Source organism: Flavobacterium sp. WV_118_3 (genome assembly GCF_039778605.1).
GTDB lineage: Bacteria > Bacteroidota > Bacteroidia > Flavobacteriales > Flavobacteriaceae > Flavobacterium.
On sequence record NZ_CP156060.1, the window covers coordinates 1,989,067 to 2,015,417 of the forward strand.

The 26,351-nt window shown below is 40.1% G+C and carries 22 protein-coding genes; 7 read left to right on the forward strand and 15 right to left on the reverse strand.

The genetic code is table 11. The features are described from left to right. Positions 1 to 3: 3 nt before the first annotated feature. The 14 genes from ABFU83_RS09310 to ABFU83_RS09375 form a co-directional block, all read right to left on the reverse strand. Positions 4 to 765: a DUF2971 domain-containing protein gene (locus ABFU83_RS09310; RefSeq protein ID WP_347065411.1), complete on the reverse strand. Its 762-nt coding sequence runs from the start codon at positions 763 to 765 to the stop codon at positions 4 to 6. A gap of 132 nt (positions 766 to 897) precedes the next feature. Then, on the reverse strand, positions 898 to 1,620 hold the full coding sequence (locus tag ABFU83_RS09315) for a hypothetical protein (RefSeq protein ID WP_347065412.1): 723 nt from the start codon (positions 1,618 to 1,620) through the stop codon (positions 898 to 900). Positions 1,621 to 1,624: 4 nt separating this feature from the next. Continuing rightward, on the reverse strand, positions 1,625 to 2,560 hold the full coding sequence (locus ABFU83_RS09320) for an RHS repeat-associated core domain-containing protein (protein ID WP_347065413.1): 936 nt from the start codon (positions 2,558 to 2,560) through the stop codon (positions 1,625 to 1,627). Positions 2,561 to 2,852: 292 nt separating this feature from the next. Then, positions 2,853 to 3,050 (reverse strand): hypothetical protein, encoded by a 198-nt coding sequence (locus ABFU83_RS09325; RefSeq protein ID WP_347065414.1) that lies wholly within the window; start codon positions 3,048 to 3,050, stop codon positions 2,853 to 2,855. A gap of 100 nt (positions 3,051 to 3,150) precedes the next feature. Next, a complete protein-coding gene (locus ABFU83_RS09330) occupies positions 3,151 to 3,690 on the reverse strand; it encodes a hypothetical protein (RefSeq protein WP_347065416.1) in 540 nt (179 codons plus the stop codon). Beyond that, complete coding sequence (locus ABFU83_RS09335; protein ID WP_347065417.1) at positions 3,665 to 7,114, reverse strand: DUF6443 domain-containing protein; 3,450 nt, start codon at positions 7,112 to 7,114, stop codon at positions 3,665 to 3,667. The genes ABFU83_RS09330 and ABFU83_RS09335 overlap by 26 nt, the downstream gene beginning before the upstream one ends. 10 nt (positions 7,115 to 7,124) lie before the next feature. After that, positions 7,125 to 10,511, reverse strand: a complete 3,387-nt coding sequence (locus ABFU83_RS09340) for a hypothetical protein (protein WP_347065418.1) — start codon at positions 10,509 to 10,511, stop codon at positions 7,125 to 7,127. Between the two features lie 8 nt (positions 10,512 to 10,519). After that, entirely contained in the window at positions 10,520 to 12,118 is a 1,599-nt protein-coding gene (locus tag ABFU83_RS09345) for a T9SS type A sorting domain-containing protein (RefSeq protein WP_347065419.1), read from the reverse strand. A gap of 291 nt (positions 12,119 to 12,409) precedes the next feature. Further along, positions 12,410 to 13,996, reverse strand: coding sequence for an ABC-F family ATP-binding cassette domain-containing protein (locus ABFU83_RS09350; protein WP_347065421.1), 1,587 nt, complete (start codon positions 13,994 to 13,996; stop codon positions 12,410 to 12,412). A 215-nt stretch (positions 13,997 to 14,211) separates the two neighbouring features. Next, the gene (locus ABFU83_RS09355) at positions 14,212 to 15,237 is read right to left on the reverse strand and encodes an NAD(P)-dependent alcohol dehydrogenase (protein ID WP_347065422.1); all 1,026 of its coding nucleotides are present in this window, start codon (positions 15,235 to 15,237) and stop codon (positions 14,212 to 14,214) included. Between the two features lie 203 nt (positions 15,238 to 15,440). Then, positions 15,441 to 15,983, reverse strand: a complete 543-nt coding sequence (locus ABFU83_RS09360; RefSeq protein WP_347065424.1) for a GNAT family N-acetyltransferase — start codon at positions 15,981 to 15,983, stop codon at positions 15,441 to 15,443. A gap of 94 nt (positions 15,984 to 16,077) precedes the next feature. Next, entirely contained in the window at positions 16,078 to 16,689 is a 612-nt protein-coding gene (locus tag ABFU83_RS09365; protein WP_347065426.1) for a nucleosidase, read from the reverse strand. A 185-nt stretch (positions 16,690 to 16,874) separates the two neighbouring features. Next, positions 16,875 to 17,051 (reverse strand): histone H1, encoded by a 177-nt coding sequence (locus ABFU83_RS09370; protein WP_136402700.1) that lies wholly within the window; start codon positions 17,049 to 17,051, stop codon positions 16,875 to 16,877. Between the two features lie 128 nt (positions 17,052 to 17,179). Then, positions 17,180 to 18,088, reverse strand: a complete 909-nt coding sequence (locus ABFU83_RS09375) for an NAD(P)/FAD-dependent oxidoreductase (protein ID WP_347065428.1) — start codon at positions 18,086 to 18,088, stop codon at positions 17,180 to 17,182. 530 nt (positions 18,089 to 18,618) lie between these two features. On the opposite strand from ABFU83_RS09375, the gene ABFU83_RS09380 reads away from it, so the two are divergent. The 6 genes from ABFU83_RS09380 (at position 18,619) to ABFU83_RS09405 (ending at position 24,363) form a co-directional block, all read left to right on the forward strand. Further along, complete coding sequence (locus ABFU83_RS09380; RefSeq protein WP_136402698.1) at positions 18,619 to 19,593, forward strand: ribonucleotide-diphosphate reductase subunit beta; 975 nt, start codon at positions 18,619 to 18,621, stop codon at positions 19,591 to 19,593. 15 nt (positions 19,594 to 19,608) lie between these two features. Beyond that, the gene (locus ABFU83_RS09385; protein WP_347065430.1) at positions 19,609 to 21,306 is read left to right on the forward strand and encodes a ribonucleoside-diphosphate reductase subunit alpha; all 1,698 of its coding nucleotides are present in this window, start codon (positions 19,609 to 19,611) and stop codon (positions 21,304 to 21,306) included. A 146-nt stretch (positions 21,307 to 21,452) separates the two neighbouring features. Next, the gene (locus ABFU83_RS09390; RefSeq protein WP_347065432.1) at positions 21,453 to 22,094 is read left to right on the forward strand and encodes a FadR/GntR family transcriptional regulator; all 642 of its coding nucleotides are present in this window, start codon (positions 21,453 to 21,455) and stop codon (positions 22,092 to 22,094) included. Between the two features lie 107 nt (positions 22,095 to 22,201). Further along, a complete protein-coding gene (locus ABFU83_RS09395; protein WP_136402695.1) occupies positions 22,202 to 23,035 on the forward strand; it encodes a sulfite exporter TauE/SafE family protein in 834 nt (277 codons plus the stop codon). A gap of 11 nt (positions 23,036 to 23,046) precedes the next feature. Continuing rightward, positions 23,047 to 23,433 (forward strand): DUF1634 domain-containing protein, encoded by a 387-nt coding sequence (locus ABFU83_RS09400; RefSeq protein WP_347065435.1) that lies wholly within the window; start codon positions 23,047 to 23,049, stop codon positions 23,431 to 23,433. Between the two features lie 78 nt (positions 23,434 to 23,511). Continuing rightward, positions 23,512 to 24,363, forward strand: a complete 852-nt coding sequence (locus tag ABFU83_RS09405; RefSeq protein WP_347065436.1) for an aldo/keto reductase — start codon at positions 23,512 to 23,514, stop codon at positions 24,361 to 24,363. A gap of 42 nt (positions 24,364 to 24,405) precedes the next feature. On the opposite strand, the gene dapB is transcribed toward ABFU83_RS09405, so the two are convergent. Further along, a complete protein-coding gene (gene dapB / locus ABFU83_RS09410; protein WP_347065437.1) occupies positions 24,406 to 25,206 on the reverse strand; it encodes a 4-hydroxy-tetrahydrodipicolinate reductase in 801 nt (266 codons plus the stop codon). 202 nt (positions 25,207 to 25,408) lie between these two features. Between dapB and ABFU83_RS09415 the strand changes: the two genes are divergently transcribed. Beyond that, positions 25,409 to 26,308, forward strand: a complete 900-nt coding sequence (locus ABFU83_RS09415) for a 3-hydroxyacyl-CoA dehydrogenase (protein WP_347065438.1) — start codon at positions 25,409 to 25,411, stop codon at positions 26,306 to 26,308. Positions 26,309 to 26,351 lie beyond the last annotated feature (43 nt).

Consider the following 26,351-nt stretch of genomic DNA (forward strand, 5'->3'; position numbering starts at 1 on the left):
GTTTTAATTCAATACTTTCTCAAATTCTAATTTTAAATCTGTTGGGTGAGGATAGACAACAGATATTGGAATGTCAGGGAATTTCATTTCATGAAGTTCCAGTAATAATTTATAAAGATTTATATCATTATCCACTATTTTGTGACCAATGTAAATTGCTTTTACACATTTAGGGAAGTATTCCAAACATCTTTCATCATTTCCTAACTCTGTGATAATTCTCCATTCTTTCTCATATTCCCAATGCTTGAATTTTGTTGTCAACACATAATGCGAAGCAAATGGGTAATCTTTTTTTATTTTAATTGGTTCTTTTGGATAAATTACCCTTGTCAATGTATGTCTTAATAAATGACCTTCTCTTTGTTTCATATCAATCTTATCACCATCAAATTCAAGTGCAAAACCGTAATAATTATTTGTATAATGTGCCCACATCAAATGGTTGTCGATTGTTTCTGAAAAGGAACAAATTCCTAGATTACCGAAGTTGTTTCTTTTTACTGTTTTCATATGAGACAAATCATCGACATCTTCAATAAGATTTACGTTACAATCAAAAGGGTCGTTGAAATCTCCTGGATTTGAAAGATGAAAATAACTTCTAAAGAGCCCATCAATACTATAAAGGTTTAATGGATAAAACCTATATAATTTTTCAGCACTTTTTGACAAAAGTTTCCCATGTCGATATGTATCCCATAATTCAGAATTAATGGTATTTCTTTTTAAAACATACTCTTCGTCAATAATAAATTCATCCATTAATTTTTCTTTAAATTCAGATTACTTCTTTCAAATATACAGTTTTAAAAGAAAAAGGATGGACACGATTGTTTGTGCACCCATCCCATCCCTTTATTATGCCGTTATCGAAGCGGATTAATGACTTTAATCTTATTTAGCTTCCACTTCCCAAATTTCACCTTGCCACTGTAGTTTCTTTTTGTCAAAGTAAATTAATTCTTGTTTATATGGCTGAAATTCAAAAAAGCATCTGTCAAAATTTGGAAGCTTAATTGTCAAATAGTTATATTTTTCAGTATCGATACTTTCATTAAAAATTTCAAAAAGAATTCTACTGTTATAAAGTGTAACACCAGCAGCTTTAGCATCCAGACTAAAACTGATTTGATTTGTGTTAATTTTTCTATCCCACAAGTATTTTGATTTAGGTATTACAATTAATGTTTTCTCTGTCGTTATTGATTTACTATTATTATTGTTAAAATAAAAGTTCAATTTGACAGGATGAAAATCACTTGGAAAATCAATTTGAATGTACAGACTGTCCTGAGAAAAACTACTCTTCTTTTCTATATTATACTCATAACCCTTTTGCTTAGTATAATAATTCTCACTAGTGATTTCAAGCAAATTATTTTGCAACATACTCCATCTACCTGTTGATGCAAAATCACATTTTTCAATAGCCGGTGTAAAAGTAATTTCTGGATTTAGCAAAACATATGTACCATCTTTTTTAAGCACCAGTTTTTCACTTGAACTTTTTTTCTTGTAAGTACCTGAATAATCAACATCATTACTGTTTTTACTTTTATGTATTGAACAACTCAAAAGTTGAAATGCTATCAATAGCAAGAAAAATATTTTTTTCATTTTATTATTTTTTATCTTTTAATCCTTCATAAACTGAGGAACCATCTTCTCTTTTGATTTCCATTAAAGAACTAGCATTTATACTTTGCAAAGAACTAGCACCAGCAGGGTAAGTTCCATCATAAGAATATTGAACTTGATAAGCATTGATTTCATTATTTCTTGCGCCTTGGTATGTAGTAGCTGAATTTAATAATTGACCTTTATTATTGAATTTAACCCCACCTGCTTCGATAGATTGTCCCACATGTCTAATTTCATGTATATGTAATCCCGTGTTACTTCCTTCAATTCGAATAACCCCCTTATCATCTTTAACAACGCCATGAGTGCCATCGTTCTTACTTGGTCCTGTCAATGTATACGTCTCCTTTGCATCGCCAATTGCTTTGATATCCAAGAGAGACTGGTTTAATAAGCCAATTTTTTGCCCGTTTTCTGCTAATTGATTTTCAAGTTTAGCTAATTTTTTATCGCTTAGACCGCCTTTATCTATTTGCGCTTGAATTTTTGCATTATCCTTATTAATGCTTCCAATTCGATTGTTTATCGAATTATTTAACTTTTCAGCTTGTTTCGGGTCTTCCCATGTCATCCCCGTTGGGTCAACATATCTAATCGGATTATCTGCAAATGCTACATATGGTGAAGTCCCAATTTGTTTAGGATGCTCAGCTTTCGGGTCAATATTCATCCATCTACCAATGGCAGCATCATAATTTCTTGCTCCATAATCATAAACATTAAGCCCCAGCTCGTCTTGCAGCTCTTTCCCATTGTATTTATATTTATACGGGTTGATCAACGGTTTTGAACCGCCTTCCAGCAATACCGGCGACATATACTCCGGGGAACCATCCGGCGGGGTAACAAAAACAAACTGCTGTACGTTATACATCTTATGTTTTAATCCAAACGGATAATAATGGCTTTCTTCCATTATTTTTAAACCTCCAGCTTTATCATCATAGGTCCAACTCGATCGGATTTACAATCCGCACTAAGTTTAAAATCCACTAAAACCGTATACCCTCTAAAAACAAAACTACAACTTTTTAGGGTTGTAGTTTGCTCTTTCTTTATTATCACGGATTACACCCGAGGCTTTAGCCGAACGGATGAAATAAATCCGCGCTATCGGTTGTTGATGGAAAAACAAAGGATGGACACGATTATGCGCCCATCCCATCCCTTTATGATACCGTTATCGAAACGGTTTAATGATTTCAAGATTATTCTTTTAAGAAAATAAAATATACTGCTAAACAAACAGCTATAATTGAAATTAGATATCCTACCCAAATATTCCTATTTTGATATTCTGGTACAATTTGGTCTGTAAATTTCCCATTAAATCCTTTTAAAATCCAGAATAAAAATCCGCCAATCCAAATTGAGGTTAGCTTCGCTGCGAAAGGTTCTTTTGCCATACTTCAAATATAAAAAAAAGAAAAGGATGGACACGTTATGTTGCGCCCATCCTGTATTCCGAATGCCGTTGGAAACGGATTAATGATTTTGATTTTCAACCTATTTTTCAATAGTTTTAATTAACTTTCCTTTCTCAAAAAAATCAATTTTTAGAGTATCCATTCCTTTGAGATGTATTTGTTTACCTTCTTTTAATCCGTTTTCATAATTTGATTTCATTTCGATTCCATCTTCTTTACTGTAAAAATAACTAATACCTTCCTTTTTACCGTTGTGATAATTATCAGAAAAGTTCAGTTTACCATCTTCATAAAAAACTGACATATTCCCGCTTGGAATACCATTTTTATAGTAACCTACACTATAAACACTCCCCGTTAAATAATAACTAGTTGTAACTCCATCTAATTTTCCATTGTTGTAATTAGAAACCTTAACTAAAATATTATCATTATTAAAAAACTTCCAAATCCCCGTTTTTTCACCATTTATTAGTCTACCTATTTCGTATCCGTCATTTGTTAATATTTTCTCGTCATTATTATTTTTGTTTTTCACACAAGAAATCAATATAGTTCCAAGCATTAAAAACAATGAAAATAATTTTAAATAATTAAGGTTTGATTTGATTGATTCCATTATTAACTTCTGTTTTTACATTTTGCCAAAATTGTTTCATACTATCTATTGCACTATTTACCAAATAGCCTGCATCTTTCTTAATGTCAGTTCCAGTTTGACTCTTATAAGCTGCATTCGCTGCTTCAGGAATTACACCCATTTTTGGAATTGCATCTGCAAAGCCATAGCCTGTTGCCCATTTTATCAAAGCTGGTATTGCTCCTAAAGCTGCTACTTTAGGTCCATCCTTTATGTATTTTTCACCAACTTCTTTCATTCCCTCAACACTAACAAGTTTATTGTCAAAGCCCGTTTCATTTGCCCTATCTTGCATCTTATCAAAAACAACAGGCTCTTTTGCAATCTCAGTAAAAACCGTTTTAACTTTATTTATGTACTCATCAGCTTTACCTTCCCATTCTTTTTTCGTCATTTCAGTAGATTGCTGATTTGTCTGGAATAATTTTTTCCCTTTTTCATCGAAAAAGACATTAAATTTATCATTTGTTTGTTTTACCAACTCTAACTTACCCGAAGCATTTAACTTCCAATGGTCTAAAGGACCTCTACCGTCTGGGTCAATTTTGCTAACTGGATTATTTTCAACGTAATTGTAAGGACTCCATTTTTGAAACTTTTCCGCCAGCGGGTCAATATTAATCCATCTACCAATCGCGGCATCATAATTACGCGCACCATAATCATAAACATTAAGCCCCAGCTCATCTTGCAGCTCTTTCCCGTTGTACTTATATTTATACGGATTTACAACCGGTTTACCACTTTGTTGTTCTAAATACGGGACATTATAACCCGGTGATCCATCAAATGGTAACACAAAAGTATATAACTCCGTATTATAGGCCGTATGTTTTAAACCAAACGGATAATAATGGTTTTCCTCCATTATTTTTAACGTATTGGTTCTTCTGTCCCAGGCCCAACTCGCGCGGATATTTCCTAAATGATCCGTATAGTTAAACACATAATTAAAATTATAACGACCCAACGTAAAAGCGACACTTACATAGCCTTCGGCATGTGGGAACAGTTTTAAAGTACTATTTTCATACTGGAAGCCTAGCTGGTAATCTGTCTGAACCGTAGCTCCTCCGTTAATAACCTTTTTCTGAACTTTAACACCCGTTGCGTTGTAAAGATACAGAATTTTATTTCCATCACTAAACAGAATTTCCATCGGCAGGTTTAAATGATTATAAACAATATTCGTGATCTTTTTATTTTCATCTTTGATCATGTTTCCATTGGCATCGTAGTCATAATCGTCGTAGGTATTGTTATACCCGTTGTCTTTAAAGCCTTCCGGATTGTTTGTCGCATCGTTCACCCGTTTCAGACGGTTTCCGTTATAGAAATAGGTCAACTCATCAATCGGAATGGAAAAAACCTGATTGTCCAGATTTCCGTTACGAAATAAGTTGGTGATATTTCCATTTTTATCGTATCGTACATATTCATTATAGGAATTCGTAGCCGGATTTCCAGTTTCCGGCCGCTGATAATAACTATATGTCATCCGGTTAATGGCATCATAGGTATACCCGTATTTTCTAAGGACGTTATCATTACTGGTTACCCAAAAAGTCTCCGAAATATTCCCGTTATAAAGTGGTAATACATTACCATCCTGACTTTCGGTGGCACTTACTACCTGTGAATTATCGCTTTCGGTTACCTGATTATAATTGATCTTAAATCCAAACAGGTCGCCTCCGCCTAAAGTAAGTCCCGGATAGGACAAAGGAGCACTATTATTAATATCCGTTAACCATCCGCGGATGTTATAACGATAGTCTACCTTTTGTAGTCCAATCGCTCCGGTTATATCTTCACCGCCTACGTTTTTGGACACTAATCGACCTAATTCGTCGTAAGTGTTTTTGGCCAATAGCTGTTCCGTTCCGCCATTAATCTTATGCGTGTGTAACAACAAGCGGTCTTCTTCCGTATAACTGTAGGTATCGACTATATTCAGTTCCGTCGCGCTACTGTTAAGTTTATGAAACGTTTGGGTATACTGTACCTTTCCACTAAAATCCAGCTTACTGTCCACTCGGGTATAACCGCCCAAATGGTTAGCGGTATAGGTTCGAATCGGACGGTATTTCGGATCGTATAACGTATAACTTTGTTCGTTTAGCGTTTCCGATGCCGTAGTTAATACGCGTACCCAACTACCCGTTGATAACCCGGTTACCGAGGTTGCTACGTTTTGCCCTTCAACTAGCGACGGTGGTGTAATGCCATTCGGATAGTTATAATTGTCGTAATAACTCACCGTGAGTAATTTCATCCCACTGGTCGGTATCACCAGATTGGTATATCCGATTGCAATATTGTCGACCATTACCGGGGCGCCAACCTTAGCTCTTGTTTCTGATACCACTGTGGCTGCGGCATTATATTGTGACTGCATACTGGCACGCGTGGTCGAAGTTTGTAACCAACCCGTATACACTACGCGGCTCAATCCGTCATATTTGGTGATTAGATAACCGGTTTGCGTGCCGCCAAAAGGTGACAAAACCGGTCCGGTGGCAACCACACGGTCAATTTTGTCGTAAACAATAAACTCCCATTGTTTGCCCGGTAGTTTCTTTTCGACCATACGGTTACGGGCATCGTATTTATACTGATAACACAAATCATCCAGTTGCGCAGTCGGATTGGTTACCAATGGCGGAATGACATACGTCAGATTTCCATACAAATCGTAAACATAATAGGTGTCATGAGGCTCTTTAAAATGGGTACGCTTTAAAACTACACGCCCATTTTTATCTTTAAACTCCTCAGTGGTATTGTCGGTTCCCGAAGTCCAGTTTTCGTCTTTAACAATCGTTTTATACAATTGGTTGATCGCATAATGTCCTTTGTCCTGCAACTGAATTGTATAGACACCGTTGGCATTATCCCAGGTGGTTGCGGCAAAATAGTTTTTGACTTCATTGGCACTATTGGTCTGATAGTCCATTTTTATCGTATGATCCGTATCCGAATCGGGTTTTACCTGCCAGTCGAATCCGGGTGCGCCCTGCTTTAACGGACGTGCCAAAGTCGATAATTCCAATAGCTTTTCACTAAACGGATATTGTCCGCTATATTGTGAATAACTTAGGGTTGCCGACTGTGCTCCGGCCTGATAACTCATATCGTTAGTTGTGGCGGGATACGGTAAATAGTCTTTTAACTGACGACCTAAATCGTACTCGATATGGGTGATCATATCCTTTCCGGTACCGGATTGTTTGTTTATATTTTGCTGAACCGGTCGACCTAAACCATCATAGTAGGTCACAGTCGAAGCCGGACGACCACTACCGGTTTCCCGATAGGTCGTTTTTTTAGTCCAGTTTTGCGAATTCGTTTGTGCCACCATCAAAACCGGCGCACACAATAAAGTGATAAGTATTTTTTTCATACGGCTGGTTTTAATTGATTCGATAATTGTTTTCATACGATTCGATAATGTTACCATCATGGTCTTTGATCTGCTTTAAGCGCATGAGCGCATCGTATTCATAATACGTACTACGACAATTGCTATCGACCGTACGGCGCAGTAATCTTGTAAACGTATCGTAATAATACCAGGTAACCATTCCTTCCGGATACATCGCACCAAAGCCACATGGTGCTGCGGTTCCCGGTTCAAAGTCAACCGGAAGGTTTGGCGCTTCAACAGGTACCGAATCCGATCCGGTATAATTGTCGATTTTTGCTTTTACATTGTCATACACATCATATTCGTAACGTGTTCTCGGACCATTAACCGTCGTAACATGTGTCATATTCGCTCTGGTATCGTATTGCAGAATCTGAAACCGGTCTTCCAAAGCTCCGCTTCCTTTTGCAAAACGGATCATCTCCGGTAAAATCAGATTCGAATTATTGTTCCAGCTTTTGTATAAAGTTACTTTGGTAGCCGTTGCCGTTGGAATTCCATTCCCCGGTCCACGGAAGGTTTTAACCATAATCGGCTGGGATATTTTATTTAACTCCACCAATTTGTTTAAAGCCGTAGTCTGATCTGGTGTGATATTTGGTATCAGACTGGATTGGTCGGCATAGAAATTATGCACAAAGTTTACCATAGTGTCTTCGCTAGTAGTGGTTTTAATTGCCGTAGGCAAACCGGCCAGCGCTCCATAGCTGTATTCCGTTTTAATTACAACCGGCTTGTATCCGTTTTCAAAGACGGCATCTAAGGTGATTGACATCGGAATCATAAATTCTTTCTGAGTCTGCGAAACAAGATGTACCTTTTTGGACATAAACTCAAATTTGGCGATGTCCAGATTGTCCGCACCATCGGTCGGATAACCGCAGTTCATATGCGCATAACCGCCTATAACGCCCGTAATACCGTTTCCGTAAGGGATATAATCGTATTCATATTGCTGTTCCCTAACCTTATAGAGGGTATTTCCTCTTTTCATAATATCCATTTCCGAAAGCAATGTGCCTTCATAGATATATTGCAGGTTACCCCTGTACATGGCGTGTTCGTTTTGGAACGGACTTACGTAAAACGGATGGATTTCCTGATAGGTAGAGGATGACTTGTTTACAAACTGCTTCTGCTTTCCACCCAGTTCAAAATTATCACCACCATAACTAACGGTTACATACTCGTATTTCTGGTCAAAAGCACTGGTAAAGACACTTGACGAGTACAGGGTACGTAGCTTGATCTCTCCGGTATGGCTCATCCATCCGGGGCCAAAAATACCGCCCGGACTACAGCATTTGGTCAGATACAGCTCGGTCACATAATCAACATTCTTTTTGAATCCCATAAGTGAAAACGGATCGACATATACGTCCTTTGCCTGCGTGTAATAAAATCGCTTGCTAAATGCCGTCTGATCATTCTCTGTAAAATCAGTGGTACGCTTTACCCGCAGTCCACCTTGTTCATCCACCGTCTTAAACCCACGCGTATGGAAAAAGTAAGCGCTAGCTTCAAACATCACCGGAGCCGAATAATTGTTATACATTTCAACGGTATAGATATGATCCTTGATCACATTTACGGTAAACTCACGGCTAAAATTAAAATCGCCCGTTCCGATCTCCTGATTACCATCTGGCATCTGTACCAGAAAGGACTGTACTGTCCCCGTAGTCTGATCCACTAATCTAAAAGTAATCCTATCGGTATGTCCCATCTGAGCATCGGCCATTAACTCTACCCGCACTTTTACTTCTTCATCAACAACAGCGGCACTGGTTCCAAATGTACCATCAGGATTTGCAATAAAATCACCCAAAGGTATTGCGATGTTTGTTTTGGAAGCAGGAACCCTACCGGGGCTGTTTCGCCAGATTGTCATTGATCGGTGCTGCCTGTCGTATGCTTTAGCCTTGGGTGTCTCGTATTCAAAAATGGTATATCCTTTGGTCGGATAGGTGATCTTGACCAAACTTCCTTTGGCCATATGCGCGGCACTTGGACTACGGTCAGCCAGATTCGGGTAATAGTTATGGAACAATAAATCTTCGTTCTGCGGCAATGCCGTCGTATTACCGGACTTACCATTATAATATCCTATTAAATCCTTTGCCTCACTTCTACGGTTAGGTAGTCCGAGCGGGTCATTATATTCCAGTATATATTCTTCGTTTTTTCGTCCCTGACCACTGCCGTAATTACGGTCTTTGTCAAACTCAACTTTTGTTAGAAAGAACCGTTCGGAAGTGGTTTTGGTCTGAGGAAACAGATAAGTAAATTCAGCCTTGCGCACCATCGTACTACCTTCCTTGATTTCTACATTATCCAATACATATTTGTAATTCCCACCGGAACCGTTACTGCGGTTGAATAGGATTTGTAGATAGCTGTGCGGACTATAAATCCGTTTCAGCCATTTACCATTCATAGTTACTGTCGCACTGCCAATATAGCTATGCTGCCCTTCGTTTGTCGGTGGTCGTTTGCACAATTCACCTTCACGTGTTTCCAGTACTTTTACCGTTACGCTTTCTTCCTGACTTGTCCACACCGAGTGTGTTACCGTATCGGTATCGTACTCAAACAAGATCACACCATAATCCGGGTGCTGTATCTTATGCAGATAAAATCCGGTATTGGCATAAGGATTGTCACGGTGCGATCCCATAAAGGAGCTTTCGCAGGCATTCAGACCACCGAAATAATATTTAATACCATCGGGGGTGGTAATACAGAACTCCTGACTGTTACGGAAGCGTTGGCGCATATCGGACTCGCTACCTACAATTTCGACTTTTAGCGGGCTATCCACTTTTGACAGTTTAGGCATAAAATCTGCATCGAGATAAAACGTACCGGAATAACTGCCGAATGAAAAATTCCATAGATCCGGTTTAAAGTCATAATGCTTTCGCGCCCCTACAAATACACCGTTCAGGAAATAAGCGTGTGCTGAACCGTTGACCAACTGATTGGGAATGATCATATCTGCTGTCAGACGTTTATCTGCCGTTGTGGATTCATCCGGCGCATCATTGATCGTACGGGAAATAACGCCACCCGCATTCAGTGTCCAGTTGATACCCGTCCATGTAGCAGTTTGATTGACCTTAACACCTGCCGCCGCATAATTCAGCGTTATTGGTAATTCCAGTTTCCCGACCTTTGCCGTATAGATCGGTATAGTTGCATTGACCATTCCCGAAAATTCATTGACAGGAATGTCACCGTATTTGGTAAGGGCATATGCCTGTGGCGATGGAGCTGTAACATCAGGCTTCAGGATCGTTCCGTTACCTTCATCTTGCGCCATAGCTTCGCCGTAAAGCCCTAAAAGCAGTAAAGAGAGTACTATTTTTTTCATTTGATTTCTTATTTAGGTTGGATACCCTTGATGACTTTTACCGAGTTGTGTTGTACGTTGGTGCGAATCTCTACGATATAGATGCCTTCCGGGTACTGACTTAAATCTACCGGTACGGTGCGACTGTCAATAGAAAACTGTTGCAGTTGTCGGCCGGAAAGGTCAAAGACGGAGGCCGTTCCCGTTTGGAAGTCGTAACCCACAATGATGTTCGTGAATTGTTGTGCCGGGTTTGGAAGAGCTTCGATGGCCGGTTTGTCCAGTTCTTTTTTATAACGGTCTTTAAGCTTTACCACCCAAAAATCGCTACCACCATTTCCGCCGTTTTTATCGCGTGAAGGTTTCCCTTTCGACGTTCCGGCTAAAAGGTAGCCGCCATCGCGGGTTTCGATCAAGCGGCCTAAGATGTCTTCACCATCACTTCCTACGGTTTTACTCCATACTTCTTCGCCTTTATCGTTGATTTTTACCGCGATATAGTCGTTGATGTCTTTTTTATCTTTTTTGCCTTCGCCTACTTCGGTATGTGCGTATCCGCCGATCAGAAAAGTATGATCGTCATTCTCAATAATCGAAGTTAACAGGTCGGTTTTACCATAATTATAGGTTTCCTGCCAGATGGTTTGTCCGTCGGTGTCCAATCGTACCACCCAAAAGTCGGTTCCTTTACCGTTGGCCTTACTTTTATCGTTCGATGGATTTGAATTGGAACTTCCGCCCAATAAATAGCCACCGGTTTTGCATTGGATCAGTGCCGTCAGGTTATCATCACCATCACCGCCTAAGGTACGCTGCCATTCGATGCCGCCCTGTTTGTCGGTTTTAAGAATCCAGTAATCCCCCGCGCCCATGTTGTCGTTGAGTTTGTTTCCTGAAGCCGGTGAATTCGAATAGCCACCAATGATATAGCCGCCATCCGGGGTTTGCTCGATCGTTTTTAACTGATCCAGGTTTTTACCTCCATAGGTTTGTTGCCATTCGATTTTGCCTTCGGAAGCGAGTTTAATCACCCAATAATCCAGGTTGCCAAAATTCGCTTGCGTTTTGTCACCCGATTTTCCCGATGCAGACGAACCGCCTACAATATAACCGCCATCTTTGGTACGACGGATACAAGCCAGTTGCTCCTGACCGTTTCCGCCAATAGTACGCTGCCATTGTTCGGCACCTTTGGCATCGAGTTTTACAATCCAGAAGTCGTCATGACCTTTGGAGTCGTCTTTTTTTCCGGCACTTTTCGGGGAATCCGAAATACCAGCCAGAATAAAACCGCCGTCGGTTGTTAATTGTACACTTTGTAGAAAATCCATACCGGATCCACCATAGCTTTTTTGCCATTCGGCCGATCCGTGTTCGTCCATTTTCCAAAGCCAGTAATCGAAATTACCGCTTGATACCATTTCTTTGTTTCCGTTTTTGTCGGATAGCGAACTGCCTGCTAAAAGAAACCCATAGTCGGGTGTGGGCAGCGCATCTGCTAAGAATTCGGCATGTTTACCGCCATAGGATTTTTCCCATAAGATATCCTGCGCCTGAGATACCATCGGAAAAAGACATGGCAATAGTAGTGCCGAAATCCTGCCTTGTAGTAAGGCACGATTCGTCATTTTTGTCATTAAACTATTGTCAATTAAGTTAGTGGACTGCAAAGCTAACTCTTTATTAGCGCTATTCAAAAAGAAAGAATTGCAATCTGTGAAAAATAGAATCTTTATAAATTACAATATGTGTATTATGGTATATCATTCAGATTTCGAGACTGCATTTTAAAACAATAAAAGTGTATTATTCGCAATACGAATATAATTTATCCTCTATACAAACACTCAACAGTTTTTTTAACACAAACACCTGACAGGTTTTAAAAACCTGTCAGGTGTAAAGAAGTAATAACAACATTATAAAATTATTTCCCTCTCAATATGCAACTGCTCCAGAAAAACCTCATCATGGGAAACAACAAGCAGGGTTCCTTTGTATTCATTGATCGAAGCCGTAAGAATTTCGATATTTTGCAAATCCAGATTATTTGTCGGCTCATCCAGAACAATACAATCCGGTGCTGTATTTCCAATCGTAAGACCACAAAGCAACAAACGCATTCGCTCTCCTCCACTAAGGACTTTACAGGGCTTTTGCCAGTCATCATAAGTAAACAAAAAACGGTTTAAACGCATTTTTATCTCGTGTTCCGGTAAAACAGTCGTATTAAATTGTTGCGCTTGTTCGTATACCGTTATACCGTTATCAATCAATGAATATTCCTGATCGATATAAATCGTTTTAATTGGTATTCTGTGCATTGTTCCGGTTTCAGGTTGCAAATTGCCTAAAATAAGCTGAATCAATGTCGTCTTTCCGGAGCCATTTTGTCCTTTTATCGCAATACGATCGCCACTGGCGATTTCAATGTCAAGATTGCGCTTCCATAATGGTGTCTTGTCATAATAGTAATTTAGTTCTGTTGCCTTAAAAAGCAATTTGCCTTTATGTAGCGCTGGTAGTCCAAAACCAAATTTCATTTTGTCGATATCCGGTACTGTAGCCCGTAAATTTTGTAATTCTTTTGCGATACCGCCTATTTTTTCGGCATGAACATTTTTTAGTTTGGAAGTACTGTTTTCGGCTTTATTCCGCATGATGTTGATCATTATTCTTGCCACACCTGCTTTTTCCTGTTTTCCTTTTCCTTTTGCATCCAGTTTTTGTTGGCGCTCCAAGGTTTCACGCTCTTTTTCTTTGGCCTTTTTTAAGGCTTTTTCTTTGCTCTGGATGTCCTGTTGCAAGGCATTGTTTTCGATTTCTTTTTGAGTCTTATAAAAATCGTAATTCCCGCCATAGGTCATAATACCGTTTGCGGTTAGTTCGCAGGTTATATCGAGTAAATTAAGCAGTTTGCGATCGTGACTGATTACGATCATAGCCCTATTGTCAGACTGTATAAAGTCGTATAATAATTCACGGCCAGCATAATCCAAATGGTTACTGGGTTCGTCCAACAAAATCAATTCCGGTTGATGGATTGTTATTCCGGCCAGAAAAACTTTGGCTTTTTGTCCGCCGCTTAACGTATGCATCGGCTGATTCAGGTCGATGGCATCTAATTTCCAGTAACGCAAGGCTTCCTGACAACGTTCTTCCACCGTCCAGTCGTCATTGAGCGTCGTAAAATTTTCTTCGGTTACAATACCGGAAAGGATTTCGGATAGTGCCTGTAATTTTCTGTCAATCCGTAAAGCTTCGGCCACGGTAAGCCCGTTAAATTGCCCGAATACCTGTGGGATGTAATACGGTTCGGTACAAATAGTACACTGACCTCCGGAAATTGGTACAGCTCCGGTGATGATACGAAACAACGTGGACTTTCCTACGCCGTTATGCCCGATTAAGGCTATTTTGTCATAATTGTTAACAACCAGATGCAGGTCGTCAAATAAAAGCTCCCTATTGGGATGTATATAGGAGACATGCTGTAAAAGCAACATAATTTCTTTCTTTAGAGATGAAACAAAACATCCGGGAGTATTTTGTAGTCCCCGGTTTAGTAGTGCCTGAAAGAAATTATTTTCACATGTAGATCACATTTTTGTACGACAAAGATAGTTTTTTTATCGCAATTCCCGATTTATTTTCCGGTATAACAATAAAAAAGCGACTGCTGGAAAACTCTGGCAGTCGCTTTTTTATGATTTATGGTGGTTTATGGGATTAAAACAGCACGCCCTTTTATTTGTCCGTTTCGCAATTTATCATATACTTCCACGGCCTGGTCCAAATTGTATTTTTCAACTTCAATATGAATTTTCTTTTGTCGGGCCAATCCGATAACTTCCATCAACTCGGTACGCGAACCCCAATACGGATTGGTCATGCTTACACCAAAGGGTAAGCCATTCATATTGTATTCGTATTTTCCACCGCCCAGTCCAACAATAGTCAGGTCACCATCCAAGCCAACTACCTTCGTACCAAGGTCAATTGTAGACGATGCGCCAACAAAATCGATCACGACTTTGGCTTTTCGGATACCGGTAATCTTCTGGATTTGTTCCGCTGCATCTTTATCCATCGAATTGATCGCATAAGCAGCGCCCAGTTTTTTAGCAAATTCCAGTCGCTCCGGAGTGATATCGCAGGCAATAATCGTAGCGCCACTCATTTCTGTTAGTATTTGCAAGGCCACATGTCCTAATCCGCCAACTCCGATCACTACTACATATTCGTCGGGCATTAATTTGTGTAACGATCGTTTGATAGCCGAATAAGGTGTCAAAGCCGCATCAGTTAAAGGTGCTGCAATTACCGGATCAAGGTCATGAATCGGAACCAATAAACGGGAAGACGGTACCAACATATAGTCGGCCATACCGCCATTAAGCCCTAATCCGCCTCCAAAAGCCTGTTCCGACTGATGATCGCAATAATTTTCCTGCGAATGCTGACACGGTTTGCAATGTCCACATCCCCACGGACCGTAAACCAATACGGCATCGCCTTTTTTAAAACCCTTTACATCCTGCCCCACTTCTTCTACCCAACCTGCATTTTCGTGCCCTAATGTAAACGTAACTCCCGAAACAATCCCCTCATCAATAATATGTAAATCGGAATGACAAACACCGGCTCCTCCAATTTTTAATAGTACTTCATCACCCGACGGAACCGGTTTTTCCATATCGGTTACTACTCTGACATCTTTATGCCCAAAATATCGTACTGCTTTCATACTTACTGTTTTTTAAAGGTTAACCTTATAAATTTAAGCAAATACGGTTTAAAAAAAGTTATTTAAGCGTTAAATCTGTCACCTCCAAGTCTAATGATACCTTCTGGTTATCATTATGTCGCTTATCGTTTAAAATGTGATCCAAACCTCTTTCTAAAAAAAATGACGACTCCTTTCGGGTCGTCATTTTTACTATCGGTTGATTATCCTTTTTCGAGCTTTTCCCAATCCTGTTTTCGGATTCTGTAGATAAAATTTAGTTTGGGCGTTTCGCCATGATAGGCTATGTTTTCTTCGGCAATTTTGGTTACACCAAGTCGTGATATGGCAATCTGCGAACGATAATTGGTTGCACCGACATGAAAGTCAATCGCATCAACATATTGAAAAGCGTAGTCCATCATTAGTCTTTTTACAGACGGGTTGATTCCGGTTCCCCAAAATGGTACCGCATAAAAAGTATAACCAATCAGAATCCTGTTTTCTTTTTCATCGTAATCGTAAAAACGGGTACATCCGGCAACTTCTCCGGTCGCTTTGTCTACAATTTTATAAGCGCCTTTGCTTTGTATCGCTCCGTCGAAAAAAACACGAAAAACGGCTTCTTTCCACCGGTCTTTGTTCGGATGTTGTTCCCAGACTTTTGGGTCCGAAGCCAGGGCAAAAAGAGGGGCAAAATCGGTTTCCTGTAACGGGTATAACCCGACTTTATCGTTTTCTAAGGGTGTTTGAATGGAAAATAACATGTTTTTATTTTTTTGACTTTCAAAATTAATCCAAAAGCGGACTACTAGTATAGGCCATTCTTATAAAAAAGGCTACTCCATTTTATCCGACACTTTATACGATTGGTTGTGAAGTGACAGCGATCGAATCGAACACTTTTTTAAAAGCTGTTGCTGCGTTATGCACCTGAATTGTCCAGTCTTCCGCTGCAGCACCATCAGCACCATCCGAAATGTATTTTAAACATAAAAACGGAATCTGTTCCTGCTTCGCAATCAGTGCCATCACATAAGCCTCCATATCCACAACGGTATAATCGATTGTATCGTGATTGGTTTCAAAATTGTCGCCGGTTCCACAAATCCCTTCCGGTAAACCCGGAATTGTTAATCCGTATTCCAAAACGATGTCCTCATCCGAAAGCGGGGTTTTATACAAATCAAATCCCAATCCTCTTACGTCCATATCCCGTTGGATAAAACGGGTACAATTGACTACAGTTCCTTTTGTAAAGGTAGTACTCCCAGCCGATCCCAGATTTATGATCAACTCTGGTCGGTTTCGCTGAATTTCACGGGTCAAATGATAGGCTGCGTTGACTTTCCCAATACCAACAAAAAGGGTTTTCTCGTCTTGAAACAGTTCTCCTGCTTCAGAATTTAGTGCAAATACATAAAGGGGATTCTCCTTTAGTAATTGCGTTATCGTCTTGGATTGGGTTTGCACGGTTTTACTATTTATGGTAGAAATAAACTGTAATGTCTAATTCCTGTTTTCGTCCGACAAAGATACAGAAACAACTGTTTTTATACCGATTCCTCCAAAAACAAAATGCCACCGATAGTCCGGTGGCATTCGATGTTGTTATAACCCGGCGTATTTATAAATGGAAATACACCCGCTATAGCTTCTTATTTTTTAGATTCTTCTACAGATACTTTTCTGAACTCTTTTAATAATTTGCTTAGTTCTAAAGCAGATTTACGAGCTCTTGTTCCTGCAGCTTTATTTCCTTTTTCAACTTGTAATTCTGACTCGGCTTTGAATGCATCAATTTCGGCGTTGATCTTCGTTAATAAGTCTTTCATAATATTATATTTTGTTAAAAATTAAAAAACAAAAATAGCATTTTAAGGTTAGGAAAAAAGCTTCCGGATGGGTTAATTTTACTTTTATTCCCCATTTAAAGTATTAATCACTAATAATCAACATTTTACTACTTGACAAAATCTTCCGTCACCAGGTCATTATTGATAAAAGCTCCGGCCTGAGTGCCTGTAGCGACAGCAACTGACACGGTTCGCATGCTGGAACAATCGCCTGATGCATATACCCCTTCAATAGTCGTTTTAAAAGATGAATCTACTTTTAGTAAGCCTATTTCATTTATTTCGCAGCCCAATGCTTCCGGTAACGGGCAATTTTGTGTGAATTCCGGGCGGGAATAGACCACCTGAAGCGGCACACTGCTCTGATCTTGAAATACGATCTTTTTTAATTTCCCTTGCTCATGTTCGAGAGAAGCAATCTCTTTTTCAATAATCGCAATTGAATTGCTTTTTATTCCTTGTTCCTGTATCCCTGTAAGTGTCGATTTTCCATTGGTATAAATCGTCAGCCTTTTGGTCCAGTTAAAGATAAGTTGTGCATAATGAAAGGCTACATCTCCATTGGCGATGATTCCGGTTGGTTGTTCCTTTACTTCATATCCATGACAATACGGACAATGTAATACCGAAATACCCCAACAAGCTGCGAAGCCATTACTATCCGGAAAGTTATCTTTTAAACCGGTCGCAAATAACAATCGTCTGGCGGTAAAAACGCTCCCGTCATCCGTTTTGATTTCAAAATTCCCGGTTGTTTTTTTAGCTTCTGTTGCGCTACCCTTATAAAAACGGATCGTTTCGTAACGGCTAACCTGTTCCCTGGCAATTGTGGCAATATGTTGTGGCGTTTCTCCGTCCTGTGTCAGGAAATTATGGGAATGTGGTGTTTGCCGGTTGCAGGGTTTTCCATCGTCCAGAACCAATACCTGTCGCAAAGCCCGTCCCAGACTCATGGCAGCGGATAAACCGGAGTAACTTCCTCCAACAATAATAACATCATAAGTCGTTTTTGTCATAGCTTTTTATGTTTTATATAGAAATATCAGGACAAAAAAATATCCTTTCGGAGACAAAAATACGATTATTTTAATAAACGCAACTTAATTGCGTTTAATTTTATAACTATTTGATTCCAAACAACAAATAAGAATACGCCTACAAACCACTTATTTAAAATCATTTTAGATAAAATCGTCTTATCTAACTTCTATTTTATATTGGAACAAAATAGCTCCGGATACAAACTGTTGATAAGTCGTTTTAAAAAGTAAAAACGAATCCAGGAAAAACCTGTTTATAACTTTTTTCCGATACTGAGCAAGCTGCCACAATCCTACTACTTTCCGCAAAATTATCAGCTGTTGATAACTCTTTTTTACAAGCTCCATACAGGCTGTTGATAAAACATCCGGATTTCTTTCTTAAATCTTTTGACCAAAAATCAGGCTTGTCGTACCTTTGAAAAATACCGGACAAGCTTATTTTCCGATCGGAAAAAAGCCCGACGCTACCTCCCCAAATCAGGTTCAATTTTAATTCTATATATATGTCAATTTTCGATAAACGAATCAACTATAAACCATTTGAGTACCCGGAAGTACTACAATTTACAGAAGCTATCAACAAATCGTACTGGGTACACAGTGAGGTCGATTTTACAGCCGATACGCAGGATTTTCACTCGCATCTGAGTTCATCCGAAAAAACGGCGATCAAACATAGTTTACTGGCTATTGCACAAATTGAAGTGGCCGTAAAAAGTTTTTGGGGCAATATTTATGAACATTTCCCGAAACCGGAATTCAACGGATTGGGTAGCACCTTTGCCGAATGTGAGTTTCGCCATTCGGAAGCGTATTCCCGTTTATTGGAAGTGTTGGGCTACAATGACGAATTCGAAAAATTACTGGACATTCCGGTAATTATGCAACGGGTGAACTATTTGTCGAAAGTATTACAGGACACCCGTTCGGAAGACAATAAAAAATATGTCGTGGCATTGATTTTGTTTAGTATCCTGATCGAAAATGTATCGTTATTTAGTCAGTTTGCGATTATTCTTGCCTTTACCCGTTTTAAAGGATATATGAAAAACGTAAGCAACATTATTGCCTGGACTTCAGTTGACGAACAGGTTCATGCTAATGCCGGCATCTATATCGTAAACAAAATTCGCGAAGAACACCCGGAATATTTTGACGCGGAAACCATCGACCTGATTCGCGAAAGTGTTAAAGATTCCATCAACGTTGAATCGGATATCCTGGACTGGATCTTTGAAGAAGGCGAAATTGAAATCATTAAAAAACACGATTTGGTGAATTTTATGAAGTTCCGTATTGATGAAAGTCTTAGTCAAATTGGCATAGAGAAAGTATTCTATGTGTCTCCGGAAGACTATCAGGCTATGGCGTGGTTTGAAGAAGAGGTATTTGCAAACAGTCTGGATGATTTCTTCGCTAAACGCCCGGTTGATTATACCAAACATGACAAAAGTATTACCGCTAACGATTTATTTTAATTTGAGTTTTTGAACATGCAAGATATCCCACAAACAAATACCGAGATCGCAACCGGCAACAATACACTACCTAAATTATGGTGGAAAAACTCAGAAAGCGAACAAATCTTAAACCGGGGGTACCTTTTAAAAGGAGAAACTGTAGAAGGTGCTATTGACCGGATTTGTAGCGCTGCGGCGCGTCGTTTGTTCCGCCCGGAACTAAAAGAATCGTTCCAGGAAATGATTGAACGCGGTTGGATGAGTATCAGTTCACCGGTTTGGGCCAATATGGGAACCGAAAGAGGTTTGCCGATCTCCTGTTTTAATGTACACGTTCCCGATCATATCGAAGGAATTACCCATAAATTGGGCGAAGTGATCATGCAAACCAAAATCGGAGGCGGTACTTCGGGTTATTTCGGAGAGTTACGCGAACGCGGCAGTGCCGTAACCGACAATGGAAAAAGTAGCGGTTCTGTTAGTTTTATGAAACTATTCGACACTGCTATGGATACCATTTCTCAGGGCGGTGTTCGCCGAGGTGCTTTTGCTGCTTATCTTGATATTGATCATCCAGATATCGAAGAGTTTTTAAAAATTAAAAATATCGGAAATCCAATTCAAAATCTGTTTACCGGAGTTTGCGTACCGGATTACTGGATGCAGGAAATGATTGACGGTGATACCGAAAAACGCCATGTTTGGGCCAAAGTACTCGAAAGCCGTCAGCAAAAAGGACTTCCGTATATTTTCTTTTCCGATAATGTGAATAAAAATAAACCGCAGGTTTATAAAGATCTCAACATGCGTATCAATGCCAGTAATCTGTGTAGTGAAATCATGTTGCCGTCTACAAAAGATGAATCGTTTATCTGCTGCCTGTCGTCGATGAATCTGGAATTATATGAAGAATGGAAAGATACCGAAGCCGTTAAACTGGCTATTTTTTTCCTGGATGCCGTATTACAGGAGTTTATCGAAAAAACGGAAGGAAATTATTACCTGACCGCTGCGAACAAATTCGCGAAAAGACACCGAGCTTTAGGGCTAGGTGTACTAGGTTGGCATTCGTACCTGCAAAAGAACATGATTCCGTTTGAAGGTATGGAAGCCAAAATGAAAACCACCGAAATTTTCAAACATATCAGTGATAAAGCCGATAAGGCGACTCAGGAATTGGCGCGTATTTACGGTGAACCGGAATTACTAAAAGGATACGGCCGTCGTAATACCACAACGTTGGCTATTGCTCCTACGACGTCTTCTTCGGCCATTTTGGGACAAACCTCTCCTGGAATCGAACCGTTTAGCAGTAACTATTATAAAGCCGGACTTTCTAAAGGGAATTTTATGCGTAAAAATAAATACCTTAAAAAACTATTGGAAGAAAAAGGACTGGATAACGAAGAAATCTGGCGCGGTATTATGCTAAATGGCGGTAGCGTGCAACATATCACGGAATTGACACAACAAGAAAAAGATGTCTTTAAAACGTTTAAAGAAATCAGTCAGTTGGAGATTATCCAACAAGCAGCTATCCGTCAGAAGTTTGTGGATCAGGCGCAAAGTCTAAACCTGAATATTCCATCGGAATTGCCTATCAAAGAGGTCAATAGTCTGCTGATTGAAGCCTGGAAACTGGGAGTTAAAACCTTGTATTACCAACGCAGTCAAAGTGTTTCCAAAGAGTTTATCACCAACCTGGTAAGTTGTAGTAGCTGCGAATCATAAGACATCATAGAAACCATCAGGTTTTCCATTTCAAAAAGGACTTTATTAATGCTAATAAAGTCCTTTTTTTGACCTTTGTCACAAATCCATCCTAAAAACATCCGTCATATCATTAAAACATCATATGTTTGTACAAAATAAAGCGTATGAAACTGTATACCAAAATTATCAACAGTATTAAAGAAGATATCGCGAACGGAGTTTACCAACCTGGTGAAAAAATTCCTGCCGAACCAGAATTAATGCAAAAATATGGCGTGGGACGCTCGACCATACGGGAAGCGATTAAAACACTGGCCATCTCGGGAATCCTTAAAGTAAAACAGGGTTCCGGTACTACTGTGACCAGCAATTACCAGGAACTAAATATGGAACAACGCTTGCAACGGGCTGATTTTAAAGATGTCAATGCCGTTCGAAAACTGTTGGAAGAAGAAATCATACGCCTCGCAACTGCCAACCGGACAGAAATACAACTGACCGAAATAACTCAATGTCTGGAACGTCGAAAAACAGCCATACTCGCCGAAAACCCAGAGGAATGTGCCAATGCCGATATCGATTTTCATATGGCGATTGCTTTTGCCTCCGGAAATAAGGTACTCGCCGAATTATACTATGGTTTTACCGTGATTCTGCGCAATTTCTTTGCTGCCCGCGAGCCGAAAGGGATCAGTCAGTTTGCGATGAACCATCACCTGCACGAACAGTTGCTGGAAGCACTAAAATCACAACAGGAAGCCGCCGGAATCGCTACACTCCGAAAAATACTGGATCAAAATCAGTAAACTCCGGTGTTAAAATTAGTCCAAAAAAAACCAAAACATCATACGTTTAAATAAAAGAGCGTATGTTTGCACAAAATTAACGTGATTACGAATTAAAACCTCTTCTTATGTCTGTACTAACCTTTACCCTAATCCTTTTATTAGGTGCCTATCTGGCTGGTCTTTTGGGATCGTTAACCGGTTTGGGCGGTGGTGTTGTCGTTATTCCCCTATTAACACTGGCTTTTGGTGTGGATATCCGTTATGCTATCGGAGCGGCTTTACTGGCTTCAATCGCCACCTCATCGGGATCGGCCAGTGCCTATGTAAAAGAAGGAATTACCAATATCCGGCTGGGTATGTTTCTCGAAATTGCTACTACCATTGGAGCCGTTATCGGTGCGTTGATAGCCGTGTATACGCCTACCAATACGATTGCCATTTTATTTGGATGCGTCCTGATTTTCTCTGCTGCGATGACTTTACGAAAAAAAAATCAATCCGCTTTGACCGAAGGAAGTCCGCTTTCTTATAAACTGAAATTAAACAGTACGTATCCCACTCCAAACGGGGAAGTTCCGTATAAACTCAAAAATATCGGAGCCGGTTTTTCAATTATGACCGTAGCCGGTGTACTTTCGGGTTTACTGGGAATTGGTTCCGGCGCTTTAAAAGTATTAGCGATGGATGCGACCATGCATATCCCATTTAAAGTGAGTACGACCACGAGTAACTTTATGATTGGTGTTACGGCCGCAGCGAGTGCTGTTGTTTACTTACAACGAGGTTATATGGATCCTGGAATTGCTTTTCCGGTGATCATCGGTGTATTGGCCGGTGCTTTTACAGGTTCGAAACTCCTCACCCGAATGGATCCGAAAGTATTGCGAATTATTTTCTGTGTGGCGATCACTTTTGTCGCATTGGAAATGATTTATAACGGTTATCACCATAAATTTTAAAACAACGCCTTATGAAAAAACATATTTCAGATACCGATGTACAGCAACTGGTGGGAAAAGTGTTGCGTTATGGTGTTTTAACGGCTTGTTTTCTGGCCATTGCCGGTGGTGTTGCCTACCTGTTACATCATGGCGGGTCGACCGTTCCTTCCTATCATACTTTCCAGGGAGAAGGTGCAGCATATACCACTTTCGAAGGGATTCTTAAAGGTGCAATGGCATTAAATCCTACCGAGATCATACAGTTTGGCGTTTTGGCATTGATTGCAACACCAATCCTGCGTGTGGTACTCTCGCTATTTGCTTTTATTCTTGAAAGGGACAAAATGTATATCGTCATTACACTAATCGTTCTCAGTATTATTATGACCAGCATTTTTGGTGGATTAAAGGTATAATACAACACGAATTTAACATCTCTTTACCTTTGAATTGGTATATTTGAATTGATCATAAATCTATAAATCACAACCATTATGCATAACAGCATTCCAGATTATACGCTTAATAACGGGGTTACCATTCCGGAAATTGGTTTCGGAACCTGGCAAACACCCGATGGAGCAACCGCAGTACTGGCTGTAAAATCGGCTTTGGAAAACGGATATCGTCATATCGATACCGCTGCGATCTACGGAAACGAAAAAAGTATTGGTCAGGCGATTGCCGATTCAGGAATCGACCGTAAAGAATTGTTTATTACCAGTAAGCTTTGGAATTCGGAACGTGGTTACGAAAGCACTTTAAAAGCGTTTGACAAAACGTTAAGCGATTTACAAACGGATTACCTGGATCTCTATCTGATTCACTGGCCGGCTAACGCCAAACAATTTCCCGACTGGAAACAGAAAAATGCCGATACCTGGCGTGCTTTCGAAAAATTATATCAGGACGGAAAAATCAAAGCCATCGGACTGAGTAATTTTATGGTACATCACCTGGAAGCCTTATTGGAAACGGCTACCGTAAAACCGGTGATCAACCAAATCGAATACCATCCGGGTTATCTACAGACGGAAGTTGTGGCATTTTGTAAAGCAAACGACATTTTGATCGAAGCCTGGTCGCCACTGGGAACCGGAAAAATGCTTAACGATCCTACTTTATTGGAAATCGCATCAAATTACAATGTTTCGGTGGCACAATTGTGTATCCGCTGGTGTTTACAAAACGGAACCCTGCCATTACCGAAATCGGTTACTCCGGAGCGAATCAAGCAAAATCTAAATGTATACCATTTCGAAATTTCGGAAAGCGATATGAGACGTATCGATGCCCTGCCTTATATTGGCGGATCGGGCTTACTTCCCGACGAAGTGGCTTTCTAGCTAACTATAGCCCTGATCGGTAACCGATCAGGGCTACTTTTATCAATCCATTACGCTATCCAATCCTCTTTTAAAACCGGTAAAACTACTTACTTTTTTAATCGCCAGTATACCACCTTTTACGTAGGGTTCGGCTCCGGTTCCGGAATCATGACGGATCGTAAGTCGTTCGTCTGTAAGTCCGAAAATGGTTTCGACCGAAATGGTATAACTGGGCAAACGCAACGCATGTACGCGTACACCATTCATTTTGGCACCCCAAACTTCCGGTGGTCCTACCCGATCGGCTGCTGCAACTGTTTCATTCGGAACCTGTACTTCCGACAGTCTTTTTACCAGTTCGCGTACCGTACCGCTTGGCGCATCCACTTTTCGATCATCGGCATAATCGATCACTTCAAAATTCGGAATATACTTTGCTGCCATCTCCGAAAATTTCTGTAGTAAGACCGCTGTAATCGCAAAATTTCCCACGGCAAGTACCGCCACCTTATGTTCATCGGCCAGTGCCGCTATCGCATTATAATCCGCATCGGTTAGACCAGAAGTTCCGATTACTACATGAACACCTTTACGAATAGCCGTCATAACATTCGTTTTGGCGCTATCGGGTTGGGTAAATTCGACGAAAACATCACAGTTTACGGCATTCAATGCCTCCGAAGCGGTTTCATACACCGGAACTGGAGCCGTTTCCAATCCTAATAGCTCCGAAAGATTCTGCCCTTTTGCTTTTCTTGAAATTCCGGCAACCAATTCCAATTCCGGATCGGTTGCCACGCCACGGCTCAACGCTGAACCTGCCCATCCGGTGGCACCGGCTATACACACTTTTATTTTCATCGTTTTTTCTTTTAAAGTTACGGATTTTACAGTAGCCGTATCCTCATTAAAAAAGTAACTTTTTATTTTTAAAACACATATTCTGTTTTCGGTTTTTGATCCAAATTATGTAATTTTAACTTGATATAATTTCCAATTGCTATCCCGGAAATCATAAAAATCAATACTGCATAAAACACGATATAACTAAAAAATATTCATCATGCCGATTCAAATTGTAACTGTAGCCGGAAGTGGTGTTTTGGGAGCGCAAATCGCATTTCAAACAGCATTCCACAGCTATACCGTAAATGTTTATGACATCAGCGAAGCACTACTGGAGAAAGCCAAAGTAACGTTTCAAAAACTGGGAGAAGCCTATGAGCAAGATCTGAAAGCAACGCCAGATCAAATTCAAAAAGCTATTGGAAACATTCGTTATTTTTCCGATTTAGGTAAGGCAGTTGCCGACAGTGATCTGCTCATTGAAGCCATTCCTGAAAATCCGGAAATCAAAATTGATTTCTATCAAAAACTGGCTACCGTAGCGCCTCAAAAGACCATTTTTGCGTCGAACTCGTCCACCTTATTACCAAGCCAGTTTGCTGCTGCTACCGGCCGGCCGGAACGTTTTTTAGCATTACATTTTGCCAATGAAATATGGAAACACAATACTGCTGAAATCATGGGACATCCGGGAACCAGTTCTCAGGTTTTTGATACAGTTGTCGCTTTTGCTAAATCGATCGGAATGGTGGCTTTACCTTTACATAAAGAACAACCAGGTTATATTGTGAACTCTTTACTGGTACCTTTGTTGGGTGCCGGACTCGGACTTTTGGTAAAAGGTGTTGCCGACGTGGAAACCATCGATAAAACCTGGATGGTGGCAACCGGTGCGCCTGTTGGTCCTTTTGGCATTTTGGACGTTGTAGGAATTACTACGGCCTATAATATTAATAAAATTGCAGCCGAAAAGACCAAAAACGGTCACGAGCAAAAAGTGGTGGATTACCTCAAAACCCATTTTATCGATACCGGAAAACTGGGTGTCGCCACCGGTGAAGGATTTTATAAATACCCTAATCCGTCCTATCTTGATCCAGATTTTTTACACACCTGACAAGTTTCGAAAACCTGTCAGGTGTAGGATCTGTCGGGGCTTG

Coding starts and splice junctions, on each gene's coding strand:
- ABFU83_RS09380 (WP_136402698.1), top strand. CDS start 18,619: ATGTCAATTTTCGATAAACGAATCAACTATAAACCATTTGAGTACCCG.
- ABFU83_RS09355 (WP_347065422.1), bottom strand. CDS start 15,237: ATGAAAGCAGTACGATATTTTGGGCATAAAGATGTCAGAGTAGTAACC.
- ABFU83_RS09390 (WP_347065432.1), top strand. CDS start 21,453: ATGAAACTGTATACCAAAATTATCAACAGTATTAAAGAAGATATCGCG.
- ABFU83_RS09340 (WP_347065418.1), bottom strand. CDS start 10,511: ATGAAAAAAATAGTACTCTCTTTACTGCTTTTAGGGCTTTACGGCGAA.
- ABFU83_RS09360 (WP_347065424.1), bottom strand. CDS start 15,983: ATGTTATTTTCCATTCAAACACCCTTAGAAAACGATAAAGTCGGGTTA.
- ABFU83_RS09370 (WP_136402700.1), bottom strand. CDS start 17,051: ATGAAAGACTTATTAACGAAGATCAACGCCGAAATTGATGCATTCAAA.
- ABFU83_RS09345 (WP_347065419.1), bottom strand. CDS start 12,118: ATGACGAATCGTGCCTTACTACAAGGCAGGATTTCGGCACTACTATTG.
- ABFU83_RS09320 (WP_347065413.1), bottom strand. CDS start 2,560: ATGGAAGAAAGCCATTATTATCCGTTTGGATTAAAACATAAGATGTAT.
- dapB (WP_347065437.1), bottom strand. CDS start 25,206: ATGAAAATAAAAGTGTGTATAGCCGGTGCCACCGGATGGGCAGGTTCA.
- ABFU83_RS09335 (WP_347065417.1), bottom strand. CDS start 7,114: ATGAAAAAAATACTTATCACTTTATTGTGTGCGCCGGTTTTGATGGTG.
- ABFU83_RS09315 (WP_347065412.1), bottom strand. CDS start 1,620: ATGAAAAAAATATTTTTCTTGCTATTGATAGCATTTCAACTTTTGAGT.
- ABFU83_RS09395 (WP_136402695.1), top strand. CDS start 22,202: ATGTCTGTACTAACCTTTACCCTAATCCTTTTATTAGGTGCCTATCTG.
- ABFU83_RS09375 (WP_347065428.1), bottom strand. CDS start 18,088: ATGACAAAAACGACTTATGATGTTATTATTGTTGGAGGAAGTTACTCC.
- ABFU83_RS09405 (WP_347065436.1), top strand. CDS start 23,512: ATGCATAACAGCATTCCAGATTATACGCTTAATAACGGGGTTACCATT.
- ABFU83_RS09385 (WP_347065430.1), top strand. CDS start 19,609: ATGCAAGATATCCCACAAACAAATACCGAGATCGCAACCGGCAACAAT.
- ABFU83_RS09310 (WP_347065411.1), bottom strand. CDS start 765: ATGGATGAATTTATTATTGACGAAGAGTATGTTTTAAAAAGAAATACC.
- ABFU83_RS09330 (WP_347065416.1), bottom strand. CDS start 3,690: ATGGAATCAATCAAATCAAACCTTAATTATTTAAAATTATTTTCATTG.
- ABFU83_RS09415 (WP_347065438.1), top strand. CDS start 25,409: ATGCCGATTCAAATTGTAACTGTAGCCGGAAGTGGTGTTTTGGGAGCG.
- ABFU83_RS09350 (WP_347065421.1), bottom strand. CDS start 13,996: ATGTTGCTTTTACAGCATGTCTCCTATATACATCCCAATAGGGAGCTT.
- ABFU83_RS09325 (WP_347065414.1), bottom strand. CDS start 3,050: ATGGCAAAAGAACCTTTCGCAGCGAAGCTAACCTCAATTTGGATTGGC.
- ABFU83_RS09400 (WP_347065435.1), top strand. CDS start 23,047: ATGAAAAAACATATTTCAGATACCGATGTACAGCAACTGGTGGGAAAA.